The organism is Paraburkholderia tagetis (assembly GCF_022213065.1).
Lineage (GTDB): Bacteria > Pseudomonadota > Gammaproteobacteria > Burkholderiales > Burkholderiaceae > Paraburkholderia > Paraburkholderia tagetis.
Genome location: NZ_JAKLJA010000035.1, coordinates 54,726 through 76,317 on the forward strand (window position 1 = coordinate 54,726; position 21,592 = coordinate 76,317).

A 21,592-nucleotide genomic window follows, 5' to 3' on the forward strand; every position below is an offset into this window, starting at 1 on the left:
ACATGAACCGAATCGCCCAATTGAGTTCCGAACCTTGGGGTACCCTGCCAGGCGGCGACGCCTGCCGGCTCTACACGCTGCGCAACGCGCAGGACATGAAAGTGCAGATCAGCGACCTCGGTGCGACGCTGGTGGCCTGGCACGCGCCCGACCGCGCTGGACGGATCGCCGACATTCTGCTGGGCCACGACACGCCTGCCGCGTACTACACGGCCACGACCTACATGGGCGGCCTGATCGGCCGCTGGGCCAACCGCATTGCCGGCGCGCGCTTCACGCTGGACGGCATCGGCTACGCACTCGATCGCAACGAGAACGGCAATCTGCTGCATGGCGGAACGAACGGGTTTCACCGCACGATATGGCAAGCCGAGGACGAGCGTGGCGCGCTGCTGCTACGGCTCGATTCGCCCGAGGGCGACGGCGGCTTTCCCGGCAACGTGAGCGTGCAGGTGCGCTACACGCTCGACGACAGCGGCACGCTCACCATCGACTACGAAGCGTTCAGCGACGCGCCCACGCCGCTGAACCTGACGAGCCACGGCTATTTCAACCTCGGCGGCGAGCCGGGCTCGGACATTCGCGGCCATATCCTCATGATCGACGCCGACGCGTACTTCGAAGTCGATCCGCAGATGATCCCCATCGGCGTGGCCGATGTCCGCGGCACTGCGTTCGACTTCCGCCAGGGTGCACCGCTCGGCGCACGGCTCGACTGGCCCCACGCGCAAATCGCACTGGCAAGCGGCTTCGACCACTGCTACATCCTGCGCGACGCCGCTCAAGCAGGCCATGCACCGGCCGTGCGCACCGTGGCGAGCGTCTACGAGCCCGCCAGCGGGCGCGAACTCACGATCGCAACCGATCAGCGTGGCTTGCAGTGCTATACGGGAAATTATCTGGAAGGTCAGCCGGGGCGCCACGGTGTGCCGTGCGTACGCCATGCGGCGCTATGCCTGGAAGCGGGGGGATTCCCGAACCAGATCAACATGGATGCACCGGAATGCAATGAAGCGATACTGCGTCCCGGCGGCACTTACCGCCAGGTCACGCAGTATAAGGTCGGCGTGCGCGCCTGAAGCAAAGTGCAGGCGTGAGCACTTGCGCCCCAACCTGCACCAAAGTGCTCCTGATTCCTCAGGAGACCCTGTCGTACTGGTACACGCCGCGACCGGCCTTGCGGCCGAGCTGCCCCGCCGCCACCATCTCGCGCAAGAGCGGACATGCACGATACTTCGAGTCGCCGAAGTCCTTCAGGAACACGTCCATCACCGAGAGGCACACGTCGAGACCGATCAGGTCCGCAAGCGCGAGCGGTCCAATCGGATGATTCGCACCGAGCTTCATGCCGGCATCGATTTCCTCGGCGCTCGCGACGCCTTCAGCGAGCACGAAGAACGCCTCGTTGATCATGGGCACGAGAATGCGGTTCACGACGAAGCCCGGCGCGTTCTTCACCGCGATAGGCGTCTTCTCGAGGCGTTGCGCGAGATCGCGCACGGCATCGGCCACGGCCTGGCGCGTCTGCAGGCCGCGAATGACCTCGACGAGCGGCATCATCGGCACCGGGTTGAAGAAGTGCATGCCGATGAAACGCGCAGGATCGGCCAGCGTCGTCGCGAGCGCCGTGATCGAAATGGACGAGGTGTTGGAAGCGATGATCGCGTCGGGACGCGCAGCGGCTTCGATCTGCTTGAGGATACGCGTCTTGAGTTCGCCGTTCTCCGTGGCCGCCTCGATCACGAGATCGGCGCTGCCAAGGCGCGAATAATCGGTGCTGGTCTCGATGCGCGCGAGCGCCGCATCGCGCACGGCTGCATCGAGCTTGCCCTTCGAAACGAGCCGCTCGAGGCTGTGCGTGAGCGTCGCCACGCCTTTCTCGAGCGCCGCTTCCGTCACGTCGATCATCACCGCCTTCAGGCCAGCCACGGCCACCGCCTGCGCGATGCCGTTGCCCATGGTGCCCGCGCCCACGATCCCAACCGTTTCGATTGCCATGCCTGCTCCTCACACTCTGGTCTGCGACGCCGGTGCATCGCCGATGAAAAAAACCGGCCATGCAGTGCGCGTGGTGCACTGCATCATGAAGCGACAGTGTAACGGGTTGTGAAGTCAGACTGGAACCGCTGCGATGGGGGCACGATAATGCCGCCCCACTCGCTGCGAATAAAGGAGAACCACCGCGAACGAACGCGAGGGAAACCAGGATAAACCCGACTCAGAAGTTGTACTGCAAGTAAATCTGGCTGAAGTTCAGGCCTGGGTTCGGCGTCTTGATGTCGGCATTGGAGATGTGCTGAAAGCGAAAGCCCGCCTGATAGTTCTGATGCTCGCCAAACTGCGCACCGATACCCACCATGTCCGCGAACTGGAATGCACTCGACAAGGTGCGGTCACCCGCGAGTTGCACGTGTGAAAGCAATCGCACGCCCACGCCAGCCTCGAAGAACGGTCTGATCCACCCAGTGTCCTTGATGATGCGAAACACCGGTGTCACACCGAATTCCCAGATGTTCGGGTGCGATGCGCCCTTCTCCGTGAGATCCCAATACGCGACGTGCGCCTCGCCCACCACCGTGAAGTGAAAACCCGCGAAATGCCACCACTGGAGCCCCGGATCCCAGACCAGGCCGAGGTCGAGTTTCTTCACCCCATAGCTCGCGACACCCGGCCCGAACTGGATGCCGAATTGGTCTGCGTGCGCCCCCGCTGCTCCCAAGGCCAGGACGACCGCGCATGCGCCGCGCGCCATTCGGACCTGCCAGCCCCCTCTTCTTTCTGTCATGAATATCCCCGGAAACGAACGACACTTCACGACGCGACTTTTGAACAGCCTGCTTGCCTTCGCGGCGGACATCTGCTGCATCACATCGTGCATAGAAGACCACCCCGGAAGCCGTGCCAAACAACATGGCATTGACCAGAAACGGAGTGCGGTGATCAGCCGTTTGCAAAGGTACCGTGCACTGTTTCGCCAAGTGTAATCGCGAATTCATCATGCTGCTCATTGCGGGGCCTAAACATCCATCTATGCCTGACTTAATGCTTTCAGCACAATACGCAATGCCTGCGATGAAAATCGATGGCGCGCACTAATCGGCAGCTTTTACTTCACACCAAAGCGCGGACTTTATCGCTTTTACCGGCGCGACCGTGCTAAATCGAACTTATTAATGTTTATTGATTTTCGGCCAATGGATTAGCGTGTCCGTGCGTTCGATCACGCGACTCTGAAGACCCTTCCTCCATACGAATCACGCAGATGCACGAATATCGCTCGCTGGCATCTTCTCTGAAGCATGGCGTGGCCGCCGCGCGAGACGTCGCGTTGCACGACGCCATATCGTTGTGCACACATCGAATGCGCGCACAACGATCTAATTGCAGTGCCTCATGGAGCGCTTATTGTTGTTTGGCGCCCGCGCCGCCCTGGCGCGCACTCAAACCCGGAAGTCGCTTGACGAAGCCCGTCGCGAGCGACGTACCCGCGAGAATCGCGGCGCAAGCCTCGATCATGCCCACCGATACATGTTCGCCAAGAAACAGTGCGCCCCAAAGGATGCCGAATACCGGGATCACGAAGGTCACGGTGATCGTGCGCGCAGGGCCGATCGCGGCAATCAGGCGGAAGAACAGCAGATAGGCGACACCCGTGCACGCGACGCCGAGGCACAGCGCCGCGCCCCACGCATGCATGGAAACGACGGCATGCGGCCAGGTGGCGAACGCAAACGGCGCCAGCACGACGGTGGCGGCGGTCATGGTGCCGGCGGCCACGGTGAGCGGATCGACGCCGGTCAGATGGCGCTTCGTGAAGCTCGCCGCGACGCCGTACAGCGCTGCCGCACAGAGCGCAGCTCCGGCGGCGAGCACGGTGGCCGAGGTGCTCGCGCCATCGCCGGCACGCGTGGCGATCTGATCCCAGACCAGCGCGAGCACACCCGCGAAGCCGATCGCCAGACCGGCGATGCGCAGACCGCTCAGCCGGTCCTTGAGCCAAAAATACGCGACCACGGCGCCGAACAACGGCGTGGTTGCGTTGATCACCGAGGTCACCCCAGCGGAGAGCGTCAGCTCCGCCCACGCGAAGAGGCAGAACGGTGCGGCCGAATTGAGGACGCCGACCACGAGGAGCGGCCACGCGTGCTCGCGCAAAGCACCGAACGCCTCGCGAGGCGAGCGCCGCGAGAACAGCACGAGCAGCAGGAACAGTGCGCCAATGCCGACGCGCAGCGCCATCAACGGCGCCACACCCAGATCGGTCACGCCGACACGGATAAAAAGAAATGAACCGCCCCATAGGGCGGCGAGGAAGACGAGCTGAGCAAGTTGGATCGGATTCATGGAAGTGGCGCTGGCACCGGGGGGGGGGGAAACCGCGCATCGACGACGCGCGAAGCGAAAGGTACAACACCGGCAGTCAAGCGCTAATCGTAATGTGCGCGGCGCAACCCTCATAACGAATGATTCTCATCGATATGTGAGAAAAATTAACACCGATTCTTGCGCACTCATTCCCGGTCTATAGAGCTCGATTCGAGCTTGATTCAAACCTGACGCTTTGAACTGAAGGACTTAACACAGTCCGTGCGAGCGCATAGTACGGAGGTGGCACGTTTCGATTTCAAGCCGTGCAAAGGATTCGCGGGCCACGCCGACTGGAGGACAGGAGACGCTACGCGCCGTTCCTGACGCACAAGAAAAAAGGTCTTACGGTTTTCACCGTAAGACCTTTTCGACTTCCTGGTCGGGGCGAGAGGATTTGAACCTCCGACCACCTGCACCCCATGCAGGTACGCTACCAGGCTGCGCTACGCCCCGAGAGCTAGAAAGTATAACAGACCCTTTCTCTAATTAGAACCACCTGAATCGCAATTCGTCACAAAGATTGTTGGAAGGACCTTCAGTGTCCCAGCAGGTCGATTACGTGCAGCAATTCCTTGCGCAACTGATCGACATCGACCGCCACCATATTGCCCTGCGCGGCAGGCACCTCACCCACCTCACCCACCTCGCCCGGCACCGCATCGTCCACCACCGCGCCCGGCGCATCGAGCCGGTTGCGCGCGCCGTTGATCGTGAATCCCTGCTCGTAGAGCAGTTCGCGAATGCGCCGGATCAGCAGGACTTCGTGATGCTGATAGTAGCGGCGATTGCCACGCCGCTTGACCGGCTTCAACTGCGTGAACTCCTGCTCCCAATACCGCAGCACATGGGGCTTCACACCGCAAAGCTCGCTCACTTCGCCGATCGTGAAGTAGCGCTTGGCGGGGATGGGGGGCAAGACGACCTTTTCGATTGTCGATGTCATCGCCGGGTTGCCGTCGTGGTGGTTGCGCAATGTGGCGTCGCCGCCTGGTCAGTTGTTTCCAGTCACGCCCGCTGCACTGTCTGTCACCGTGCAACCCGTGCGAGCGTGCGCGGGTCCTCCCGCGCATGATGCCTTGATCAGCGGATCAGCGCGTAAAGCTTGCCTCGGCGCCGCTCTCGACCAGGGCCTTGAGCTTCTGGCTCGCGTGGAAAGTCACCACGCGTCGCGCAGCAATGGGAATCGCCTCCCCGGTCTTCGGATTGCGGCCCGGTCGTTGCGGTTTGTCGCGCAACTGAAAATTGCCAAAGCCCGAAAGCTTCACGCTGTCACCGCTTTCGAGTGCGTCGCGAATCACTTCGAAGAACGCTTCGACCATGTCCTTGGCTTCGCGCTTGTTGAGCCCGACGTTGTCGAACAGCAGTTCCGCGAGTTCGGCTTTGGTCAGCGTGGGCGTATCGTTCGTGGCGCTTGCCGACGAGGCAGGAATGTCGCGAATCATGGCGCTACGCTGTGCCGCAAGAAGGGCTTCGAAATCACTCGAGTTCATTTCGTTCATCTATCTATGAAATGGCGCGCTTCCGGTTGCCGGGATGACTTGCAACCTCGCAAACCGGAAGCCAATGTCGGCAGGAGATAAGCCTTGAGGCTTATTTATCCGCGCAACCGGGCGCCAAACACTCGAGCCAGGCGATCCACCAGGGACTTGATGGCCGCATCGACCGTTTCGTCCTGAAGGGTTCCGCCAGTATCTTGCAGGGTCACCCGGAAGGCAAGGCTTTTCTCGTCCGCGCCAAGTCCGGAAGTATTTGATTTTGCACGAAATTCATCGAACAACGCAACCCTCTGGACAATCTTGCAGGGCTCGTCCTGCATGCCCTTCTGGAGCTCGTCGAGCAGCGCCTGCACCTCGATCTTTTGATCGACGACAAGCGCGATGTCGCGTCGAACCGGCGGAAATTTCGAGACTTCCGACGGTGCGGGCAGCTCGCGCGCCATCAGCGCATCGGCTTGCACTTCGAAAAGCATCGGCGCATGAGGCAAGTCATACTTCTGCATCCAGCGCGGATGCAGCTCGCCGATCCAGCCCACGGCGCGGCCATCGACTTCGATGCGCGCGCTACGACCCGGATGCAGCGCCGGGTGTTCTGCCTTCACGAAACGCGGCGCCTTTGCCGCACCCAGCGACGCAAACAACGCTTCGAGATCGCCCTTCGCGTCGAAGTAGTCGACGCCGCGCGTGGCTGCGCCCCACTGCTCCTCGAGCGCGGGACCGTAGGCAAGCGCGCCGATCATCTTCGGCTGTGCGAAACCTTCCACCGCCATCTCGCCGGCCTTGATCGACGGATCGTTCAGGAACACGCGGCCCGCCTCGAACACACGCACGCGGTCCGCGCGGCGGTTGAGGTTATGGCGCAACACGTTGATGAGGCTGCCGAAGAGCGTCGTGCGCATGACCGAAAGCTGGCTCGCGATCGGGTTCAGCAGCTTCACGGGATTCGCATTGCCGGCGAAATCCTGTTCCCACTCGGCGTCGACGAAGCTGAAGTTGATCGTCTCGGCGTAATCGCGCGCGGCCAGCGCGTGACGAATCGCGTGGATCGAGCGACGCGTCTCGTTCGTTGCGCGCATCTCGCTGCGTGCAACGGGCGGGTTCGCGGGAATGTTCTCGAAGCCGTGGATACGCGCGACTTCTTCGATCAGGTCTTCTTCGATCTCGATGTCGAAGCGGTACGGCGGCGGCGTTACGCTGAACGTGTCGCCGTCTTCGCCAACCTCGCGCGTGAACGTCAGGCCCAGACGCGTGAAGATCTGCGCGATGGCGTCGCCATCGATCTTCACGCCGATGATGCGGTTCGCGCGCGCGACGCGCATCTTCACCGGCTCGCGCCCGGGCACGTTCACGGTCTGGTCGTCGACCGGGCCGGCTTCGCCGCCGCAGATATCGAGGATCAGTTGCGTGATGCGCTCGAGGTGCTCGACGGTCGTCGACCAGTCCACGCCGCGCTCGAAGCGATGGCCCGCATCGGTCGAGAAGTTGTAGCGGCGCGAGCGGCCACGGATGCTGTCCGGCCACCAGAATGCGGCTTCGAGATAGATGTTCGTGGTGTCGAGCGAGACGGCCGTGCTGTCACCGCCCATGATGCCCGCGAGGCTTTCGATCTCGCGCTCGTCGGCGATCACGCCCACGGTTTCATCGACTTCGACGGTGTTGCCGTTGAGCAGCTTGAGCGACTCGCCCTTCTTGCCCCAGCGCACGTCCATCGAACCGTGGATCTTGTCGAGGTCGAACACGTGCGACGGGCGGCCCAGTTCGAGCATCACGTAGTTCGAAATATCGACGAGCGCCGAGATGCTGCGCTGACCCGAGCGCTCGAGGCGCTCGACCATCCACGCCGGCGTGCTGGCGTGCGCGTTCACGCCGCGAATCACGCGGCCCGAGAAGCGGCCGCACAGGTCCGGCGCCGAGATCTTCACGGGCAACGTTTCGTTGAGCTTGACTTCGACCTTCGGGTACACCGGCGCCTGCAGCGGCGCGCCAGTGATCGCGGCGGTTTCGCGCGCGATGCCGTACACCGAGAGGCAATCGGCCTTGTTCGGCGTGAGCTTGATTTCGAAGATGGTGTCGTCGAGGTTGAGCGCCTCGCGAATGTCCTGGCCGACAGGCGTATGTTCCGGCAGGATCATGAGACCGCTATGGTCTTCCGAGAGCTTCAGTTCGCGCGCCGAGCACAGCATGCCCTGGCTTTCCACGCCGCGCAGCTTCGAGAGCTTGATCGCGAAGGGCTTGCCGCCCTCTTCCGCGGGCGGCAGCTCCGCGCCCACGAGCGCCACCGGCACCTTGATGCCGGGCGCCACATTGGGTGCGCCGCACACGATCTGCAGCGTCGCGCCGGTGCCGGCATCGACCTGCGTGACATTGAGCTTGTCCGCGTCCGGGTGCTTGACGACTTCGAGCACGCGGCCCACGACGATCTTCGTGGTGAGCGGCGCGGCCGGGCTCAGGCCTTCGACTTCGAGGCCGGCCATGGTGAGCGCGTGGGCCAGTTCATCGGTCGTGAGCTTCGGATCGACAAAGCTTCTCAGCCAGGATTCGGGGAATAGCATTTCGTTTTACGTTCCAGACAGATTGAGACCGTCGCGAAGCGTCTTCTCGCGCACTGCCTTAAGGCTTATGGTGCAGCGTGCGCTTCGCGAACCGCGGATGCCGTGCTTGCCGTACGTGAGCTTCGGGCTTAAGCGAACTGGCGCAAGAAGCGCAGGTCGCCTTCGAAGAACAGACGCAGATCCTGCACGCCATAACGCAGCATCGTGAGGCGTTCGAGGCCGCTGCCGAACGCAAAGCCGATGTAACGCTCCGGGTCGAGGCCCATGTTGCGGATCACGGTCGGATGCACCTGGCCCGAGCCCGAGATCTCGAGCCACTTGCCGGCGTTCTTGCCCTGCTCGAACATCATGTCGATTTCGGCGGACGGTTCCGTGAACGGGAAGTACGACGGACGGAAACGCACCTGGATGTCGTCGCGCTCGAAGAACTTCTTCAGGAAGTCCGTATAGACGCCCTTCAGATCCGCGAAGCTGATGTTCTCTTCGATCCACAGGCCTTCGACCTGGTTGAACATCGGCGAGTGGGTAGCGTCGCTGTCGACGCGATAGGTGCGGCCCGGCACGATCACCTTGATGGGCGGCGTATGCGTGCGCGCGTAGCGCACCTGCATCGGGCTCGTGTGCGTGCGCAGCAGGAGCTGACGGCCATCGGCGTCCTTGCCATCCACGTAAAACGTGTCCTGCATCGAACGCGCCGGATGGTTTTCCGGGCTATTGAGCGAGGTGAAGTTGTACCAGTCGGTTTCGATCTCGGGACCGTCGGCCACGTCGAAGCCAATCGAGCCGAAGATCTGCTCGACGCGCTCCCACGTCTGCATCACCGGATGCAGGCTGCCCGTGCCCGTGCCGCGGCCCGGCAGCGTCACGTCGATCGCCTCGGAAGCGAGGCGCTGGTTCAGCAGGGCATCGGCAAGCGCCTGGCGGCGCGCGTTGAGCGCGGCCTCGACCTGCTGCTTGACGGCGTTGATGCGCGCACCCTCGGTCTTGCGCGTTTCCGGGTCGAGCTTGCCGAGGCCCTTGAGCAGTTCGGTCAGCGCGCCCGATTTGCCGAGAAAACGCGCCTTTTCATTTTCGAGCGTGTTGACGTCGGGGGCGGAGGCGAAGGCGCGTTGCGCGTCGGCGACAATCTGGTCCAGATCCATTGATCCCATCTTTTCAGCGTCAGTGTTTGAGACTTGAGCGGTGCATTGCGCGTTGCCGGCCACGATAATGACGCACGGGCGCGACGACTTGAAGACACCGCAGGAAGCGCGCAGATAGCGCTTCACCAACAAAAACGGGGCTCGGTGAGGAGCCCCGTTTTTGTTGCAGCATCACCGAAACAACCGGAATGTCTGCTGCAACGAACCTGCGCAATACCTAACTAAGACTTAGGCAGCGACGGCGGCCTTCACCTGCTTGACGATCGCAGCAAATGCAGCCTTGTCGAACACAGCCATGTCAGCCAGAACCTTGCGGTCGAGTTCGATCGAAGCCTTCTTCAGGCCGTTGATGAACACGCTGTAGGTCATGTCGTGCTGACGCACCGCCGCGTTGATACGCGTGATCCACAGTGCGCGGAACACACGCTTCTTGTTGCGGCGATCGCGGTAGGCGTATTGGCCTGCGCGCATGACCGCCTGCTTGGCGATGCGATAGACGTTATTGCGACGGCCACGGTAACCCTTGGCCAGCTTGATGATCTTCTTGTGACGGGCCCGTGCGGTAACCCCACGTTTGACTCGAGGCATGAGTAGCTCCTATGAGTTGTCGGTTGAGGATTACGCGAACGGCATCATTGCGCGAACGGACTTCACATCGGACTCGTGAACGGCCGTTGCACCACGCAGATGACGCTTGTTCTTGGTGGTCTTCTTGGTCAGGATGTGACGCTTGAAGGCTTGACCGCGCTTGACGGTACCACCCGGACGAACCACAAAGCGCTTTGCAGCGCTCTTCTTGGTCTTCATCTTGGGCATGACAAAAACTCCATTTATTTGATGGACATGGGTGTGCGGCTGGCTCCCACGCTCACGCGTTTCGCCCTCAAACCGCCCTTCGAAACCCACTCCACTTGTTTTGGCAGCTGGCTGCTCTAAAAAAGACAAGCTTGCCGCCGCTTTCAGGAAAAACGCCCGTTTGCTGCACTTGACGTGCTGCGCGCGGGCGCCGTTCCGGAACCTGCTTCCCGCCTTCTTCACGCAACGCGAAGAAAACGTCTGACAAAATTACTGCGACCGCCGTGCACCATTCGACGCACGGCGCGCCAATTACTTCTTCTTCTTGGGCGAGAGCACCATGATCATCTGGCGCCCTTCCATCTTCGGCATCTGCTCGACCTGACCGACTTCTTCGAGGTCGGTGCGCAGGCGTTCGAGCATGCGCATGCCGATTTCCTGGTGGGCCATTTCGCGGCCGCGAAAACGCAACGTAATCTTCGTCTTGTCGCCGTCGTCGAGGAAGCGAATGAGATTACGCAGCTTGACGTTGTAATCGCCGTCGTCGGTACCCGGGCGGAATTTGACTTCCTTGACCTGGATAACCTTCTGCTTGAGCTTGGCCTCGTGCTGCTTCTTCGATTCCTGGTATTTGAACTTGCCGTAATCCATCAGGCGGCACACGGGAGGCACCGCCTGCGGGGCAATTTCAACCAGATCGACGTCCTGCTGTTCCGACATGCGGAACGCATCGGCCAGCTTTACGATGCCGAGCGGCTCGTTCTCGATTCCGACGAGACGCACCTCGGGTGCAGTGATTTCACCGTTGATGCGATGCGACTTATCCGTAGCGATGTTACGTTTCCTCTAAAAATTAAAAAAACGAGCCGCGCTGCCAGGTGGCTTACTTGAACGTCTTGACGTCTTGCGACAGACGCTCAGCGAACGCGTCGACAGGCATGACACCCAGATCGACGCCGCCACGGGCACGCACGGCTACCGTTTGTGCTTCACGCTCTTTGTCGCCGACAACCAGCAGGTACGGGACCTTCTCAAGCGTGTGCTCGCGTATTTTATAGCTAATTTTCTCGTTGCGCAAATCGGCCTGCACTCTAACCCCTTGTTTTTGCAACGATTGGGTCAGATTTGCCGCGTATTCGGCCTGACTTTCCGCGATATTCATCACAACGACCTGCACCGGAGCGAGCCAGGAAGGCATTGCACCGGCATGGTGCTCGATCAGAATACCGAGGAAACGCTCCATCGAACCGAGGATGGCGCGGTGCAACATGATCGGGCGGCGACGGCTGTTGTCCTCGGCCACATACTCGGCGCCAAGGCGCTCCGGCAGCACCATATCGAGCTGCAACGTGCCGCACTGCCACGAGCGGCCGAGCGCATCCTTGATGTGGTACTCGACCTTCGGGCCGTAGAACGCGCCCTCGCCCGGCAGCTCTTCCCACTGCAGGCCGCAGGCCGTCAGCGCGTCGCGCAGACCCTGCTCGGCGCGATCCCACGTCTCATCCGTCCCCGCGCGCGAATCCGGACGCAGCGAAAGCTTGATGTCGATCTGATCGAACCCGAAATCCTTGTAGACGCTCATCGCGAGCGTATTGAAGGCGATCGACTCGCTGATGATCTGGTCTTCCGTACAGAAGATGTGCGCATCGTCCTGGACGAAGCCGCGCACGCGCATCAGGCCGTGCAGCGCGCCCGACGCCTCGTTGCGGTGGCACGAACCGAATTCCGCGTAGCGCAGCGGCAGGTCGCGGTACGAGCGCAGGCCGTGGTTGAACACCTGGACGTGGCCCGGACAGTTCATCGGCTTGATGGCGTAGTCGCGCTTTTCCGACTCCGTCGTGAACATGTTTTCACGATAGTTCTGCCAGTGACCCGACGCTTCCCACAGCGAGCGGTCCATGATCATCGGCGTCTTGATTTCGTCGTAGCCGGCTTCGCGCAGGCGGCCGCGCATGTACTGCTCGACCTGCTGCCAGAGCGTCCAGCCCTTCGGGTGCCAGAACACCATGCCCGGCGACTCGTCCTGCATGTGGAACAGGTCGAGCTGCCTGGCGAGCTTGCGGTGATCGCGCTTTTCGGCCTCTTCGAGCATGTGCAGGTACTGGTCCTGGTCTTCCTTCTTCGTCCAGGCCGTGCCGTAGATGCGCTGCAACTGCTCGTTCTTCGCATCGCCGCGCCAGTAGGCACCGGCGACCTTCATGAGCTTGAAGACCTTGAGCTTGCCCGTCGACGGCACGTGCGGGCCGCGGCACAGGTCCGTGAAACCGCCGTGCGCGTAAAGCTTGATGTCCTCACTGCCCGGAATCGATTCGATGATCTCGGCCTTGTACTTCTCGCCAATGCTCTTGAAGTAGTCGACCGCCTCGCCGCGCGTGACGACACGGCGCGTGACCGGCTCGTCCTTCTTCGCGAGTTCCTGCATGCGCTTTTCGATCTTCTCGAGATCTTCGGGCGTGAAGGGACGGTTGTAGGCGAAGTCGTAGTAGAAGCCGTTGTCGATGACCGGCCCGATCGTGACCTGCGCTTCCGGATAGAGCTCCTTCACCGCGTAGGCCAGCAAGTGTGCCGTGGAGTGGCGGATGATGTCGAGGCCGTCGGCGTCCTTGTCCGTGACGATGGCAAGCGATGCGTCGCGATCGATCAGCGTCGACGTATCGACCAGCTCGCCGTCGAGCTTGCCGCCGAGCGCCGCCTTGGCGAGGCCGGGGCCAATCGAAGCCGCCACTTCGGCGACCGTGACGGGATGATCGTATTGTCGAACCGAACCATCGGGCAGGCGTATCGCAACCATGTTTTTCTCCAGAAGTGCCGCGAAGGCACGTCATATCGTTCGTGGAAGATTGCCGGCAAAGCAACCCGCGAAAACTCCGCGGCGAAAAAAAATGCGGCCCCGCTTTCGAGGGGCCGCATTCACTTTTCAAACCAGATTGCAGGGCGAAAGAGGTCCTCGACTAGCGTCGCTCCGAAGTGATTTCGGTGAACGTTCGCGGTGTCATAACCGTATTCGCCTTATGCGCTCATTCAGCGTATTGCGCTTTTACTGCACATGAAGCCTCGATAGCACAACATACATCGCGACTTCGATTTCGTTGGTAGGCTCGATTGGACTCGAACCAACGACCCCCACCATGTCAAGGTGGTGCTCTAACCAGCTGAGCTACGAGCCTGAAGAAGCAAAATTGTATGTTGCCCATGCGGACTTGGCAAGCATTTTTTGCGGCGGAGCACAAAAGCCGCCATGCCCTCCCCCCCCCGCGTGTCCCGCCGCTGCATGTCTCGACGTCGCGCCTCCGCCCTGTTCTCAGCCCTTGCGCGCCGCCCTGAGTACCCCACCCACCTCGCCCAGCAGCACGCACGCGCGCTGGATCTGCGCCGAATTCGACACTTCGACTGTGAACTGCATGTACGCGGCGTTGCGGCGCGACTGCGTCTTCACGCCGATCACGTTCATCTTCTCGCGCGCGAACACTTCCGAGATATCGCGCAGCAAGCCCTGGCGGTCGGTGGCCTCGATCGAGATATCGACCGGATACACTGATTGGCCGCGCCCCCCCATCACCTCGGCGGACCACGTGGTCTGCAGCACGCGCTCGGGCGCCCGGCCGGCCATGCGCAGGAAAGTCGGGCAGTCGCTGCGGTGAATCGACATGCCCTTGCCGCGCGTGACAAAGCCGCTGATATCGTCGGGCGGCGCGGGCCGGCAGCAGCGCGCGAGCTGCGTGAGCAGCGCATCCACGCCCACCACGAGCACACCGGACGAACCGCCATGCGTCACATTCGCGCCGCTCGCGCGCTTGGTGATCTGCTCGGGCGTCTCTTCCTCAGGCTCGGCGGCGGGCGCATCGTGCAGCGCCTGCTCGACGTTTCGCAGGCTGAACTCCTCCTTGCCCACCACGCTGAAGAGCTCGTCCGGCGACTTGAAGCCGAGCTTGGCCGCGAGCTGATCGAGGTTGACAGATGTGCGCCCCTCGCGCTGCAGCGTCTTTTCCACCATCGCACGGCCGTTGGCGACATTCTCCTGAGCCTCGATGGCGTTGAACCACACGCGCACCTTCTGCCGTGCGCGCGTGCTGTGCAGATAGCCGAGCTGAGGGTTGAGCCAGTCGCGCGACGGACCGCCCTCTTTCACCGCGACGATCTCGACGGTCTGGCCGTTCTGCAACTGCGTGTTGAGCGGCACCATCGCGCCGTCCACACGCGCACCGCGGCAGCGATGACCAAGCTCGCTATGCAGGTGATACGCGAAGTCGAGCGGCGTCGCGCCTTGCGGCAGCGCGATCACGCGCGCCTGCGGCGTGAGCACGTAGATGTGGTCGTCGTCGAGCGTGGCCTGGCGTAGTTGCTCCCACGGCTGACGGCCATCGGCCACGTCGTCCTTCCAGGCGAGCAACTGGCGCAGCCACGCAATCTTCTCGTCGTAGGCGCTGCCCGCGCTGAACTGGCCGCCATAGCCCTTCGAGCCGGCCTCCTTGTAGCGCCAGTGCGCCGCCACGCCATATTCCGCGAACTGGTGCATCTCCTGCGTGCGGATCTGCACTTCGAACGCACGCCCGTCGTCGCCGATCACGACCGTATGCAGCGAACGGTAGCCGTTGGGCTTGGGCCGCGAAATGTAATCGTCGAATTCCTTCGGCACCGGCTGCCAAAGGTTGTGCACGATGCCGAGCACCGTGTAGCAATCCTTGATATCGCGCACGATCACGCGAAACGCGCGCACGTCGTAGAGCTCGGAGAAGTCAATCTCCTTGCCGCGCATCTTCTTCCAGATGCTGTAGATGTGCTTGGGCCTGCCGCTCACCTCGGCTTCGATATGCGCGGCGGCAAGTTCATGCTGCAGCCGTGCGATGGCTTCGGCCACATAGCTCTCGCGCTCCACGCGCTTTTCGTCGAGCAGCTTCGCGATGCGCTTGTAGGTGGCCGGCTCCTCGAAGCGGAACGCCAGGTCCTCGAGCTCCCACTTCAGTTGCCAGATGCCCAGCCGGTTCGCGAGCGGCGCGTAGATTTCGAGCGTCTCGCGCGCAATCTCGGGCGCTGGCGTGACCTTGGCCGCCGCGTAGTAGCGCAGCGACTGCACGCGCGACGCGAGCCGGATCAGCACCACGCGGATGTCTTGCGCAAACGCCAGCAGCATCTTGCGCAGCGACTCCACCTGGGCACGACGCGCGGCCTGGGCGTCGCGGCCTTCGCGGCCGGTCTCAGGCACTGCGTTCTGCGCCGCCGTGCGCAGGCTCATGGTGCCAAGGCGCAACAGCTTGCGCACATCGAACACGAGCTTCACGACCTCGGCGCCGAAACGCGCTTCGAGAGTACGCTCCGGATCGTCGAGATGCGGCGCGATATTAAAGAGTGCCGCCGCCAGCACTGCGGGAGGGTCGACGTTCAGGCGGCTCATGATGGACGCCGTGCCTTGCGCGTGCTCGACAAGCGGCTCGCCCGTGGAAAGGCGCGCGTCGCCGGCATGCTCGCGAACGAACGCGAGCGTCTCGTCGAGTGACGGCAGCGCGGTGCGGGCGGATGCTTCGGTGGAAACGGGAGGTACGGTGTCGCTGCTCATGAGACGGCGCCCGCCGGCATACCGGACGGGCTGCAAACTACGTGAAACAATTCAGACCAGGCTGCGCACTCAGTCGCGCTGCGCAGCCACCACGACGATTTCGACGAGGCATTCCGGATTGGCAAGCTTCGCCTCGACGGTCGCGCGCGGCGGCGTGGCGCCCTGCGCCACCCACTTGTCCCACTCCGCATTCATGCCCGGAAAATCCTTCATGTCGGCGATATAAATCTGCACCGAGAGCAGCAGCGACTTGTCGCTGTTCGCTTCGCCCAGCAGGCGGTCGATGTGGCCGAGCACTTCGCGCATCTGGCCGCCGATGTCCTGATTCGTATCCTCGGCGATCTGGCCCGCGAGATAAACCGTGCCATTGTGAATGGCGGTTTCCGAAAGACGCGGGCCGACGTGGTGACGAATGACTGCCATGTAGAGTCCTGTTGAAGTTGAATGTCGAGGTGCGCCGGACTTGCCAGTGCCGCAGGCCGCAATGCCGTACCGGCGACCAGGGCAACGGCGCCCCACTGGCGGGCCGGGAAATCTCGATATTATGACCCGCCGACGGGCCCTCCGTCGAAGAAACGCCTCGCGATCTCGATCTGGTCGGCCGCCAGGAATGCCGGCGCATGCCCGACACCCGCGATCTCGACGCTCGAAGCCTGCTGACCGGTCTCGACCATCCTGGCGACGGTCTCGCGCGAAAGCAGATCCGAGCGCTCGCCGCGCACCGCCAGCAGCGGCCCCTTGAACGCCGCGAACGCGCGCCACAGGAACTGTTCGCCCTGCTCGTTCTGCTCGGGCGTGATGCCCTTGAAGCCCTCGGAGATGCGCGGGTCGTAACGGTAGCGCCACGCCCCGTCCACCTCGTGCAGCAGTGGCGTGTTGATCTCGCGCCACTCCTGCTCGGTGAGCGGGCCAAACGACGCCGCGAGCAGCGCCGCATTATCGATGCCCTCCTGCAACGAGCCGAAATACTCGTCGCGGCCGACGTATTCGCCGATGCGCCCGAGCGCCGCAGGCTCGATATGCGGGCCGATATCGTTGAGCAGCATGCGGCCGATGGGTGCGTCGGGCAGCCCCGCGAGCGCCATGCCGATCAGCCCGCCCATCGACGTGCCGAACCAGTCCACCTGCCCGACGCCGATGCGCGCAATGAGGGTGACCATATCCGCGACGTATTGCGCGACGCCGTAGCCGCGCGGATCAACGAGCCATGACGAGAGCCCGCGCCCCACGACATCGGGGCAGACCACGCGATACGTGCCGCACAGCGCAGCGGCAAGCCGGTCGAAATCGCGGCCCGAACGCGTGAGGCCGTGCACGCAGACCAGTACGCGCGGATTGGTGGGATCGCCCCACTCGGTGTACGCCATGCGATGCAGCCCCGAAGGACTGAGGCACTGGACATCATGCTGACGCGGCACGGCAGACGGTTCGGTCATCGCTCAAGTCTCGCTGGTTGCGCCCGTAGGCTGTGAGGCCATTGTAAACGGCTTTACCGCACGAAACCGTCGCGGATCGCCGCCACTGAAGGCACGTTCGGGCACATCGCGCGCGTGCGGCGGCACGCTTAGCGCTCTGCCCAGCGCCCCCACCTCGGCCATCCGGCGTATGCCCTTCGGCCGAGGTTTCAAACGCGCACGATCGCGCAAGAATGGACCCATCCCTGAATCGCCCCAAACGCAAACGGGCGGGACCGAAGTCCCGCCCGCCTCAATCATGCCGCAGCCAGCAACTATGACATCGCCGCGATCAGCTCACCGCGCTCACGTCGAGCGGCGCGCCCGTCTTGGCCTTGATCTCGTCCACCGTCACGCCCGGTGCGAGCTCGGTCACCTTCAGGCCCGCGGCGGTTACTTCGATCACACCGAGGTCGGTGATGATCAGATCGATCACGCCCACACCCGTGAGCGGCAGCGTGCACGCATCGAGAATCTTGTGCTGGTCGCCCTTGGCCACGTGCTCCATCAGCACGACCACACGGCCGACGCCCGCAACGAGGTCCATCGCGCCGCCCATGCCCTTGATCATCTTGCCGGGGATCATCCAGTTGGCCAGGTCGCCCTTCTCGCTCACCTGCATCGCACCGAGGATCGCGAGGTTGATGTGGCCGCCGCGAATCATCGCGAACGAATCGGCCGAAGAGAAGATCGACGAACCCGGCAGCGTGGTTACCGTCTGCTTGCCGGCGTTGATCATATCGGCGTCCACCTCGTCGTCGGTCGGAAACGGGCCGATGCCGAGCAAGCCGTTTTCCGATTGCAGCCACACTTCCATGCCTTGCGGCACATGGTTGGCCACGAGCGTCGGCAGACCGATGCCGAGGTTCACGTAGAAGCCGTCCTGCAGTTCCTTCGCCGCGCGGGCGGCCATTTCGTCACGATTCCATGCCATGGTCGGTCTCCTTTCTCACTTGCCCGCCGGGTTACTCGATCCGGCGCGCACAGTGCGTTGTTCGATGCGTTTTTCGGGGTGCGCGTTGAGCACGATGCGCTGCACGAAGATGCCCGGCGTATGGATCGAATCCGGATCGAGTTCGCCGTTCTCGACGATCTCCTCCACCTCCACCACGGTGATCTTCCCGGCCATCGCGCACATCGGGTTGAAGTTGCGCGCCGTGCGGCGATAGATCAGGTTGCCCGATTTGTCGGCCTTCCAGGCCTTCACGAGCGCCACATCAGCAGTGAGCGAATTCTCGAGCACGTAGTGCTTGTCGCCGAACTGGCGCGTTTCCTTGCCTTCGGCGATGAGCGTGCCAAAACCAGTGTTGGTGAAGAACGCCGGGATGCCCGCGCCGCCCGCGCGCAGCTTTTCGGCCAGCGTGCCCTGCGGCGTGAATTCGAGCTCGAGCTCGCCCGCAAGGTACTGGCGCTCGAATTCCTTGTTCTCGCCCACATAGGACGAGATCATTTTCCTGATCTGGCGTGTCGCGAGCAGCAGGCCGAGGCCGAAGCCGTCCACGCCCGCATTGTTGCTGATGCAGGTGATGCCCTTCACGCCCGAATCGCGCAGCGCGCCGATCAGCGCTTCGGGAATACCGCACAGCCCGAAGCCGCCAACCGCGAATGTCTGCCCGTCCTTGACGATGCCTTCGAGCGCGGCAGCCGCGCTTTTATAGACCTTGTTCATCAGTGTGTCCCTTCCTCGTATGGAAATGCGTCAATGCGCTGGTTCGCTGAATTTTTCGCTGAGTTTTTGTTGCGTGTATTCGTTCGGCCCGGCGTGCCGGCGCGGCAAATGCCCGGATACCCCATTCTAGTCATGCCCCCGTGGCGCTGCCGCGAACCCGGCTGCGCACCCGAGCGGCCCTCCGATGGTTGCAAAGCGTACGCTGGACAGATGTTGCGGCACAATACGCAAAACTACATAAAGCCATACCCGTATCACGCAACCCACCATGCCTGAACCCGCCACCGCCGCCACCGCGCTCGACTACCAGACCGCGTTCCATCTTGCGCCACTCGGGCTCGTGCTCGCACGCGAGCGCATCATCGAAGACTGCAACGAGGCGGTATGCGCCATTTTCCGCTGCCCGCGCGAGGCGCTCATCGGCCAGTCGTTTCTGGTGCTGTATCCGTCGGAGGTCGAATTCGCGCGCATTGGCGAGCGCATTTCGACCACCATGACGGCCCAAGGCAGCTACGCCGACGACCGCATCATGAAGCGCGCCGACGGCGAGCTCTTCTGGTGCCACGTCACGGGCCGCTCGCTCGATCGCGCGGAGCCGCACGCCGCAGGCGTCTGGACCTTCGAGGACCTGAGCGCGACGCGGCGCGTGGCGGTCGAGCTCACGCCGCGCGAGCGTGAGATCGCGGCGCAACTGGTCACGGGCAAGACGAGCAAGCAGATCGGGAAGATCCTCGACATCAGCTCGCGCACGGTGGACATCTACCGCGCGCGGCTCATGCGCAAGTACGACACGGGCAACGCCACCGAACTGCTGCAACGGTTGCTCGGAAACTGACGCGGCGTCGATACCGCATGTAGAAGCGGCGTGCGCCGCAGACACGCACGCGACGCGTCACGGCGGGAACCAGCGCGAAGGGAATCAGCGCGCCTTCACGAGCGGGGCGTTTTCGATGGTCGCACGCAGGCTGTCGGGGATCGGCACGGATTTACCCGCCTCGTAGTCGATCCAGACGCAGCGTGCATTGCCGCGCGCGTACACGGCGTCGGGTTCGTCCATGCGACGCAGCTCGAAACCGGTATCGAAGCTGCTGCGGCCCGGCGCACCCACCGTCATCGTGCAGACGATATCGCCCGGGTAGTGCAACTGCTTGAGGAATTCCATCGACGCGTTCACGATCACGGGTCCCTGCCCGCTGTTTCGCTCGTGGCTCTCGGCACCCACGCCAATGTGCTCGAACCAGGAAATCCGCACCTGCTCCATGTAGCGGAAATAGACCGTGTTGTTCACATGGCCGAACGCGTCCATGTCGCCCCAACGGATCGGCATGGTCATCTCAAAAACGGGGTGGTACTCATTCATTGCAATGCACTCTTTGACTTCGTGTTACGCGAAGGGCGCGAGTGTACGTTGCGCCGTAAATCAACGCAGCGAAGCCGGCCCGCGCGCGAGTCGCCGCAGACTCACATCAGGGCAAAGCCGTCGTCGGCGGTGATGATCGATCCGTTCATAAAGGCCGATTCGTCGGCGGACAGTAGCAGCAACAGGCCGTCGAGATCCGCGGGCGTGCCCACACGGTGGCGCGGCAGCATCGAGACGAGCTTCTGGCCCTGCTCGGTCGCCCAGTGATGGTGATTGATCTCGGTGTCGATATAACCGGGACAGATGGCGTTCACGTTGATGCCGTGCCGCCCCCACTCGAGCGCCATGGCTTTCGTCATGTGGACGACGGCCGCCTTGCTGATGGCGTAGAGACCGATCTGCGGCAGCACGCTCAGACCCGCCACCGACGCGATATTGATGATGCGGTACGCGGGTTTCGAGCCGCCGCCGTTGCCGCGCATGATCATGCGCTTGGCCACTTCCTGGGCGACGAAGAAGGCGCCGCGAGTGTTGGTGTCGAACACGTACTCGAAGTCGGCGGGCGTGACGTCCGCGAGCTTCTGGGTGGTGGAAACGCCCGAATTGTTGACGAGGATGTCGATGGTCCCCGCCTCGGTCTCCGCATGCGCAACCGCCGAGCGGATGCTCTGGTAATCCGTCACATCGAGCGAAACCACGTGCGCGGCACCGCCGCCAGCCTCGATTTCGGCGCGCAGTTCCTTGAGGCGCTCCACGCGGCGGCTCGCCAGTACGACCTTCGCACCGGCCTGCGAGAGCACCTGGGCAAAACGCTTGCCCAGACCGCTCGACGCGCCGGTGATCATCGCCACCTTACCTTCCAGATTGATCGAACGGCCCATTTTCGCTTCCTGTTCAAGGATGAAAGAGCGCCGGAATGCGCCACCGGCGGCGTGCCGGGCATTCTGACACAGAATAGAACGATCGTGCTAAAGTTGGCCGGTTGGGTTGCGGCCCGGGGAACGTTACCCGACAATACGAACCCGAAAAAGTATTCTAATGGCAAGAGGAGCTTTGATGACCCCCGCAAGTCTTTTGGAGCAATACGGCCCACGCGAGTCGATGGAATACGACGTGGTGATCGTGGGCGGCGGCCCTGCGGGCCTCGCTGCGGCGATCCGCCTGAAGCAGCTGGCGCAGGAAAAAGGCGTCGAGATCGGCGT

21 protein-coding genes and 2 tRNA genes are annotated in these 21,592 nt (G+C 62.7%); 3 read left to right on the top strand and 20 right to left on the bottom strand.

The features are described from left to right. Positions 1-2: 2 nt before the first annotated feature. Complete coding sequence (locus L5014_RS29340) at positions 3-1,079, top strand: aldose epimerase family protein (RefSeq protein ID WP_238467306.1); 1,077 nt, start codon at positions 3-5, stop codon at positions 1,077-1,079. 58 nt (positions 1,080-1,137) lie between these two features. On the opposite strand, the gene L5014_RS29345 is transcribed toward L5014_RS29340, so the two are convergent. The 18 genes from L5014_RS29345 to L5014_RS29430 all read right to left on the bottom strand — a co-directional run bounded on the left by L5014_RS29345 (position 1,138) and on the right by L5014_RS29430 (position 19,030). After that, entirely contained in the window at positions 1,138-1,998 is an 861-nt protein-coding gene (locus tag L5014_RS29345) for a 3-hydroxybutyryl-CoA dehydrogenase (RefSeq protein WP_238467307.1), read from the bottom strand. A 220-nt stretch (positions 1,999-2,218) separates the two neighbouring features. Next, the gene (locus L5014_RS29350; RefSeq protein WP_238467308.1) at positions 2,219-2,785 is read right to left on the bottom strand and encodes an acyloxyacyl hydrolase; all 567 of its coding nucleotides are present in this window, start codon (positions 2,783-2,785) and stop codon (positions 2,219-2,221) included. 617 nt (positions 2,786-3,402) lie between these two features. Next, entirely contained in the window at positions 3,403-4,344 is a 942-nt protein-coding gene (locus tag L5014_RS29355; RefSeq protein WP_238467309.1) for a DMT family transporter, read from the bottom strand. Positions 4,345-4,744: 400 nt separating this feature from the next. Further along, positions 4,745-4,821 (bottom strand) — tRNA-Pro (locus L5014_RS29360). A gap of 82 nt (positions 4,822-4,903) precedes the next feature. Continuing rightward, positions 4,904-5,311 carry a MerR family transcriptional regulator gene (locus L5014_RS29365; RefSeq protein WP_238467310.1) on the bottom strand — a complete coding sequence of 136 codons (408 nt, stop codon included), beginning with the start codon at positions 5,309-5,311 and terminating at the stop codon, positions 4,904-4,906. Between the two features lie 145 nt (positions 5,312-5,456). Next, the gene (locus L5014_RS29370) at positions 5,457-5,867 is read right to left on the bottom strand and encodes an integration host factor subunit alpha (RefSeq protein ID WP_028216809.1); all 411 of its coding nucleotides are present in this window, start codon (positions 5,865-5,867) and stop codon (positions 5,457-5,459) included. Between the two features lie 95 nt (positions 5,868-5,962). Further along, the gene (gene pheT / locus L5014_RS29375; protein WP_238467311.1) at positions 5,963-8,416 is read right to left on the bottom strand and encodes a phenylalanine--tRNA ligase subunit beta; all 2,454 of its coding nucleotides are present in this window, start codon (positions 8,414-8,416) and stop codon (positions 5,963-5,965) included. Between the two features lie 128 nt (positions 8,417-8,544). Next, the gene (pheS, locus tag L5014_RS29380) at positions 8,545-9,558 is read right to left on the bottom strand and encodes a phenylalanine--tRNA ligase subunit alpha (protein ID WP_238467312.1); all 1,014 of its coding nucleotides are present in this window, start codon (positions 9,556-9,558) and stop codon (positions 8,545-8,547) included. Positions 9,559-9,786: 228 nt separating this feature from the next. Beyond that, the gene (gene rplT, locus L5014_RS29385; protein WP_007585475.1) at positions 9,787-10,146 is read right to left on the bottom strand and encodes a 50S ribosomal protein L20; all 360 of its coding nucleotides are present in this window, start codon (positions 10,144-10,146) and stop codon (positions 9,787-9,789) included. Positions 10,147-10,176: 30 nt separating this feature from the next. Then, a complete protein-coding gene (gene rpmI / locus L5014_RS29390) occupies positions 10,177-10,374 on the bottom strand; it encodes a 50S ribosomal protein L35 (RefSeq protein WP_035530936.1) in 198 nt (65 codons plus the stop codon). Positions 10,375-10,665: 291 nt separating this feature from the next. After that, positions 10,666-11,187, bottom strand: a complete 522-nt coding sequence (gene infC, locus L5014_RS29395) for a translation initiation factor IF-3 (RefSeq protein WP_083245567.1) — start codon at positions 11,185-11,187, stop codon at positions 10,666-10,668. 49 nt (positions 11,188-11,236) lie between these two features. Next, positions 11,237-13,144 carry a threonine--tRNA ligase gene (gene thrS / locus L5014_RS29400; RefSeq protein WP_238467313.1) on the bottom strand — a complete coding sequence of 636 codons (1,908 nt, stop codon included), beginning with the start codon at positions 13,142-13,144 and terminating at the stop codon, positions 11,237-11,239. 299 nt (positions 13,145-13,443) lie between these two features. Further along, positions 13,444-13,520: transfer RNA gene (locus L5014_RS29405), tRNA-Val, on the bottom strand. Between the two features lie 134 nt (positions 13,521-13,654). After that, positions 13,655-15,907: a RelA/SpoT family protein gene (locus tag L5014_RS29410; protein ID WP_238467314.1), complete on the bottom strand. Its 2,253-nt coding sequence runs from the start codon at positions 15,905-15,907 to the stop codon at positions 13,655-13,657. Between the two features lie 69 nt (positions 15,908-15,976). After that, positions 15,977-16,330, bottom strand: coding sequence for a RidA family protein (locus tag L5014_RS29415; RefSeq protein ID WP_035530931.1), 354 nt, complete (start codon positions 16,328-16,330; stop codon positions 15,977-15,979). Positions 16,331-16,449: 119 nt separating this feature from the next. Continuing rightward, complete coding sequence (locus L5014_RS29420; RefSeq protein WP_238467315.1) at positions 16,450-17,343, bottom strand: alpha/beta fold hydrolase; 894 nt, start codon at positions 17,341-17,343, stop codon at positions 16,450-16,452. Positions 17,344-17,653: 310 nt separating this feature from the next. Next, positions 17,654-18,295 carry a CoA transferase subunit B gene (locus L5014_RS29425; protein WP_238467316.1) on the bottom strand — a complete coding sequence of 214 codons (642 nt, stop codon included), beginning with the start codon at positions 18,293-18,295 and terminating at the stop codon, positions 17,654-17,656. Between the two features lie 15 nt (positions 18,296-18,310). Next, positions 18,311-19,030, bottom strand: a complete 720-nt coding sequence (locus L5014_RS29430; RefSeq protein ID WP_238467317.1) for a CoA transferase subunit A — start codon at positions 19,028-19,030, stop codon at positions 18,311-18,313. 268 nt (positions 19,031-19,298) lie between these two features. Between L5014_RS29430 and L5014_RS29435 the strand changes: the two genes are divergently transcribed. Further along, complete coding sequence (locus tag L5014_RS29435; protein WP_238467318.1) at positions 19,299-19,865, top strand: LuxR family transcriptional regulator; 567 nt, start codon at positions 19,299-19,301, stop codon at positions 19,863-19,865. 84 nt (positions 19,866-19,949) lie between these two features. Here the strand turns inward: L5014_RS29435 and L5014_RS29440 are convergent, their stop codons facing one another. Beyond that, the gene (locus tag L5014_RS29440; RefSeq protein ID WP_238467319.1) at positions 19,950-20,390 is read right to left on the bottom strand and encodes an acyl-CoA thioesterase; all 441 of its coding nucleotides are present in this window, start codon (positions 20,388-20,390) and stop codon (positions 19,950-19,952) included. 101 nt (positions 20,391-20,491) lie between these two features. Next, entirely contained in the window at positions 20,492-21,271 is a 780-nt protein-coding gene (locus L5014_RS29445; protein WP_238467320.1) for an SDR family oxidoreductase, read from the bottom strand. Between the two features lie 175 nt (positions 21,272-21,446). Here L5014_RS29445 and L5014_RS29450 point away from each other — a divergent pair. Further along, on the top strand, positions 21,447-21,592 hold a 146-nt coding region (locus L5014_RS29450; protein ID WP_238467323.1), incomplete at its 3' end, for an FAD-dependent oxidoreductase.

Coding starts and splice junctions, on each gene's coding strand:
- L5014_RS29340 (WP_238467306.1), top strand. CDS start 3: ATGAACCGAATCGCCCAATTGAGTTCCGAACCTTGGGGTACCCTGCCA.
- L5014_RS29345 (WP_238467307.1), bottom strand. CDS start 1,998: ATGGCAATCGAAACGGTTGGGATCGTGGGCGCGGGCACCATGGGCAAC.
- L5014_RS29350 (WP_238467308.1), bottom strand. CDS start 2,785: ATGACAGAAAGAAGAGGGGGCTGGCAGGTCCGAATGGCGCGCGGCGCA.
- L5014_RS29355 (WP_238467309.1), bottom strand. CDS start 4,344: ATGAATCCGATCCAACTTGCTCAGCTCGTCTTCCTCGCCGCCCTATGG.
- L5014_RS29365 (WP_238467310.1), bottom strand. CDS start 5,311: ATGACATCGACAATCGAAAAGGTCGTCTTGCCCCCCATCCCCGCCAAG.
- L5014_RS29370 (WP_028216809.1), bottom strand. CDS start 5,867: ATGAACGAAATGAACTCGAGTGATTTCGAAGCCCTTCTTGCGGCACAG.
- pheT (WP_238467311.1), bottom strand. CDS start 8,416: ATGCTATTCCCCGAATCCTGGCTGAGAAGCTTTGTCGATCCGAAGCTC.
- pheS (WP_238467312.1), bottom strand. CDS start 9,558: ATGGATCTGGACCAGATTGTCGCCGACGCGCAACGCGCCTTCGCCTCC.
- rplT (WP_007585475.1), bottom strand. CDS start 10,146: ATGCCTCGAGTCAAACGTGGGGTTACCGCACGGGCCCGTCACAAGAAG.
- rpmI (WP_035530936.1), bottom strand. CDS start 10,374: ATGCCCAAGATGAAGACCAAGAAGAGCGCTGCAAAGCGCTTTGTGGTT.
- thrS (WP_238467313.1), bottom strand. CDS start 13,144: ATGGTTGCGATACGCCTGCCCGATGGTTCGGTTCGACAATACGATCAT.
- L5014_RS29410 (WP_238467314.1), bottom strand. CDS start 15,907: ATGAGCAGCGACACCGTACCTCCCGTTTCCACCGAAGCATCCGCCCGC.
- L5014_RS29415 (WP_035530931.1), bottom strand. CDS start 16,330: ATGGCAGTCATTCGTCACCACGTCGGCCCGCGTCTTTCGGAAACCGCC.
- L5014_RS29420 (WP_238467315.1), bottom strand. CDS start 17,343: ATGACCGAACCGTCTGCCGTGCCGCGTCAGCATGATGTCCAGTGCCTC.
- L5014_RS29425 (WP_238467316.1), bottom strand. CDS start 18,295: ATGGCATGGAATCGTGACGAAATGGCCGCCCGCGCGGCGAAGGAACTG.
- L5014_RS29430 (WP_238467317.1), bottom strand. CDS start 19,030: ATGAACAAGGTCTATAAAAGCGCGGCTGCCGCGCTCGAAGGCATCGTC.
- L5014_RS29435 (WP_238467318.1), top strand. CDS start 19,299: ATGCCTGAACCCGCCACCGCCGCCACCGCGCTCGACTACCAGACCGCG.
- L5014_RS29440 (WP_238467319.1), bottom strand. CDS start 20,390: ATGAATGAGTACCACCCCGTTTTTGAGATGACCATGCCGATCCGTTGG.
- L5014_RS29445 (WP_238467320.1), bottom strand. CDS start 21,271: ATGGGCCGTTCGATCAATCTGGAAGGTAAGGTGGCGATGATCACCGGC.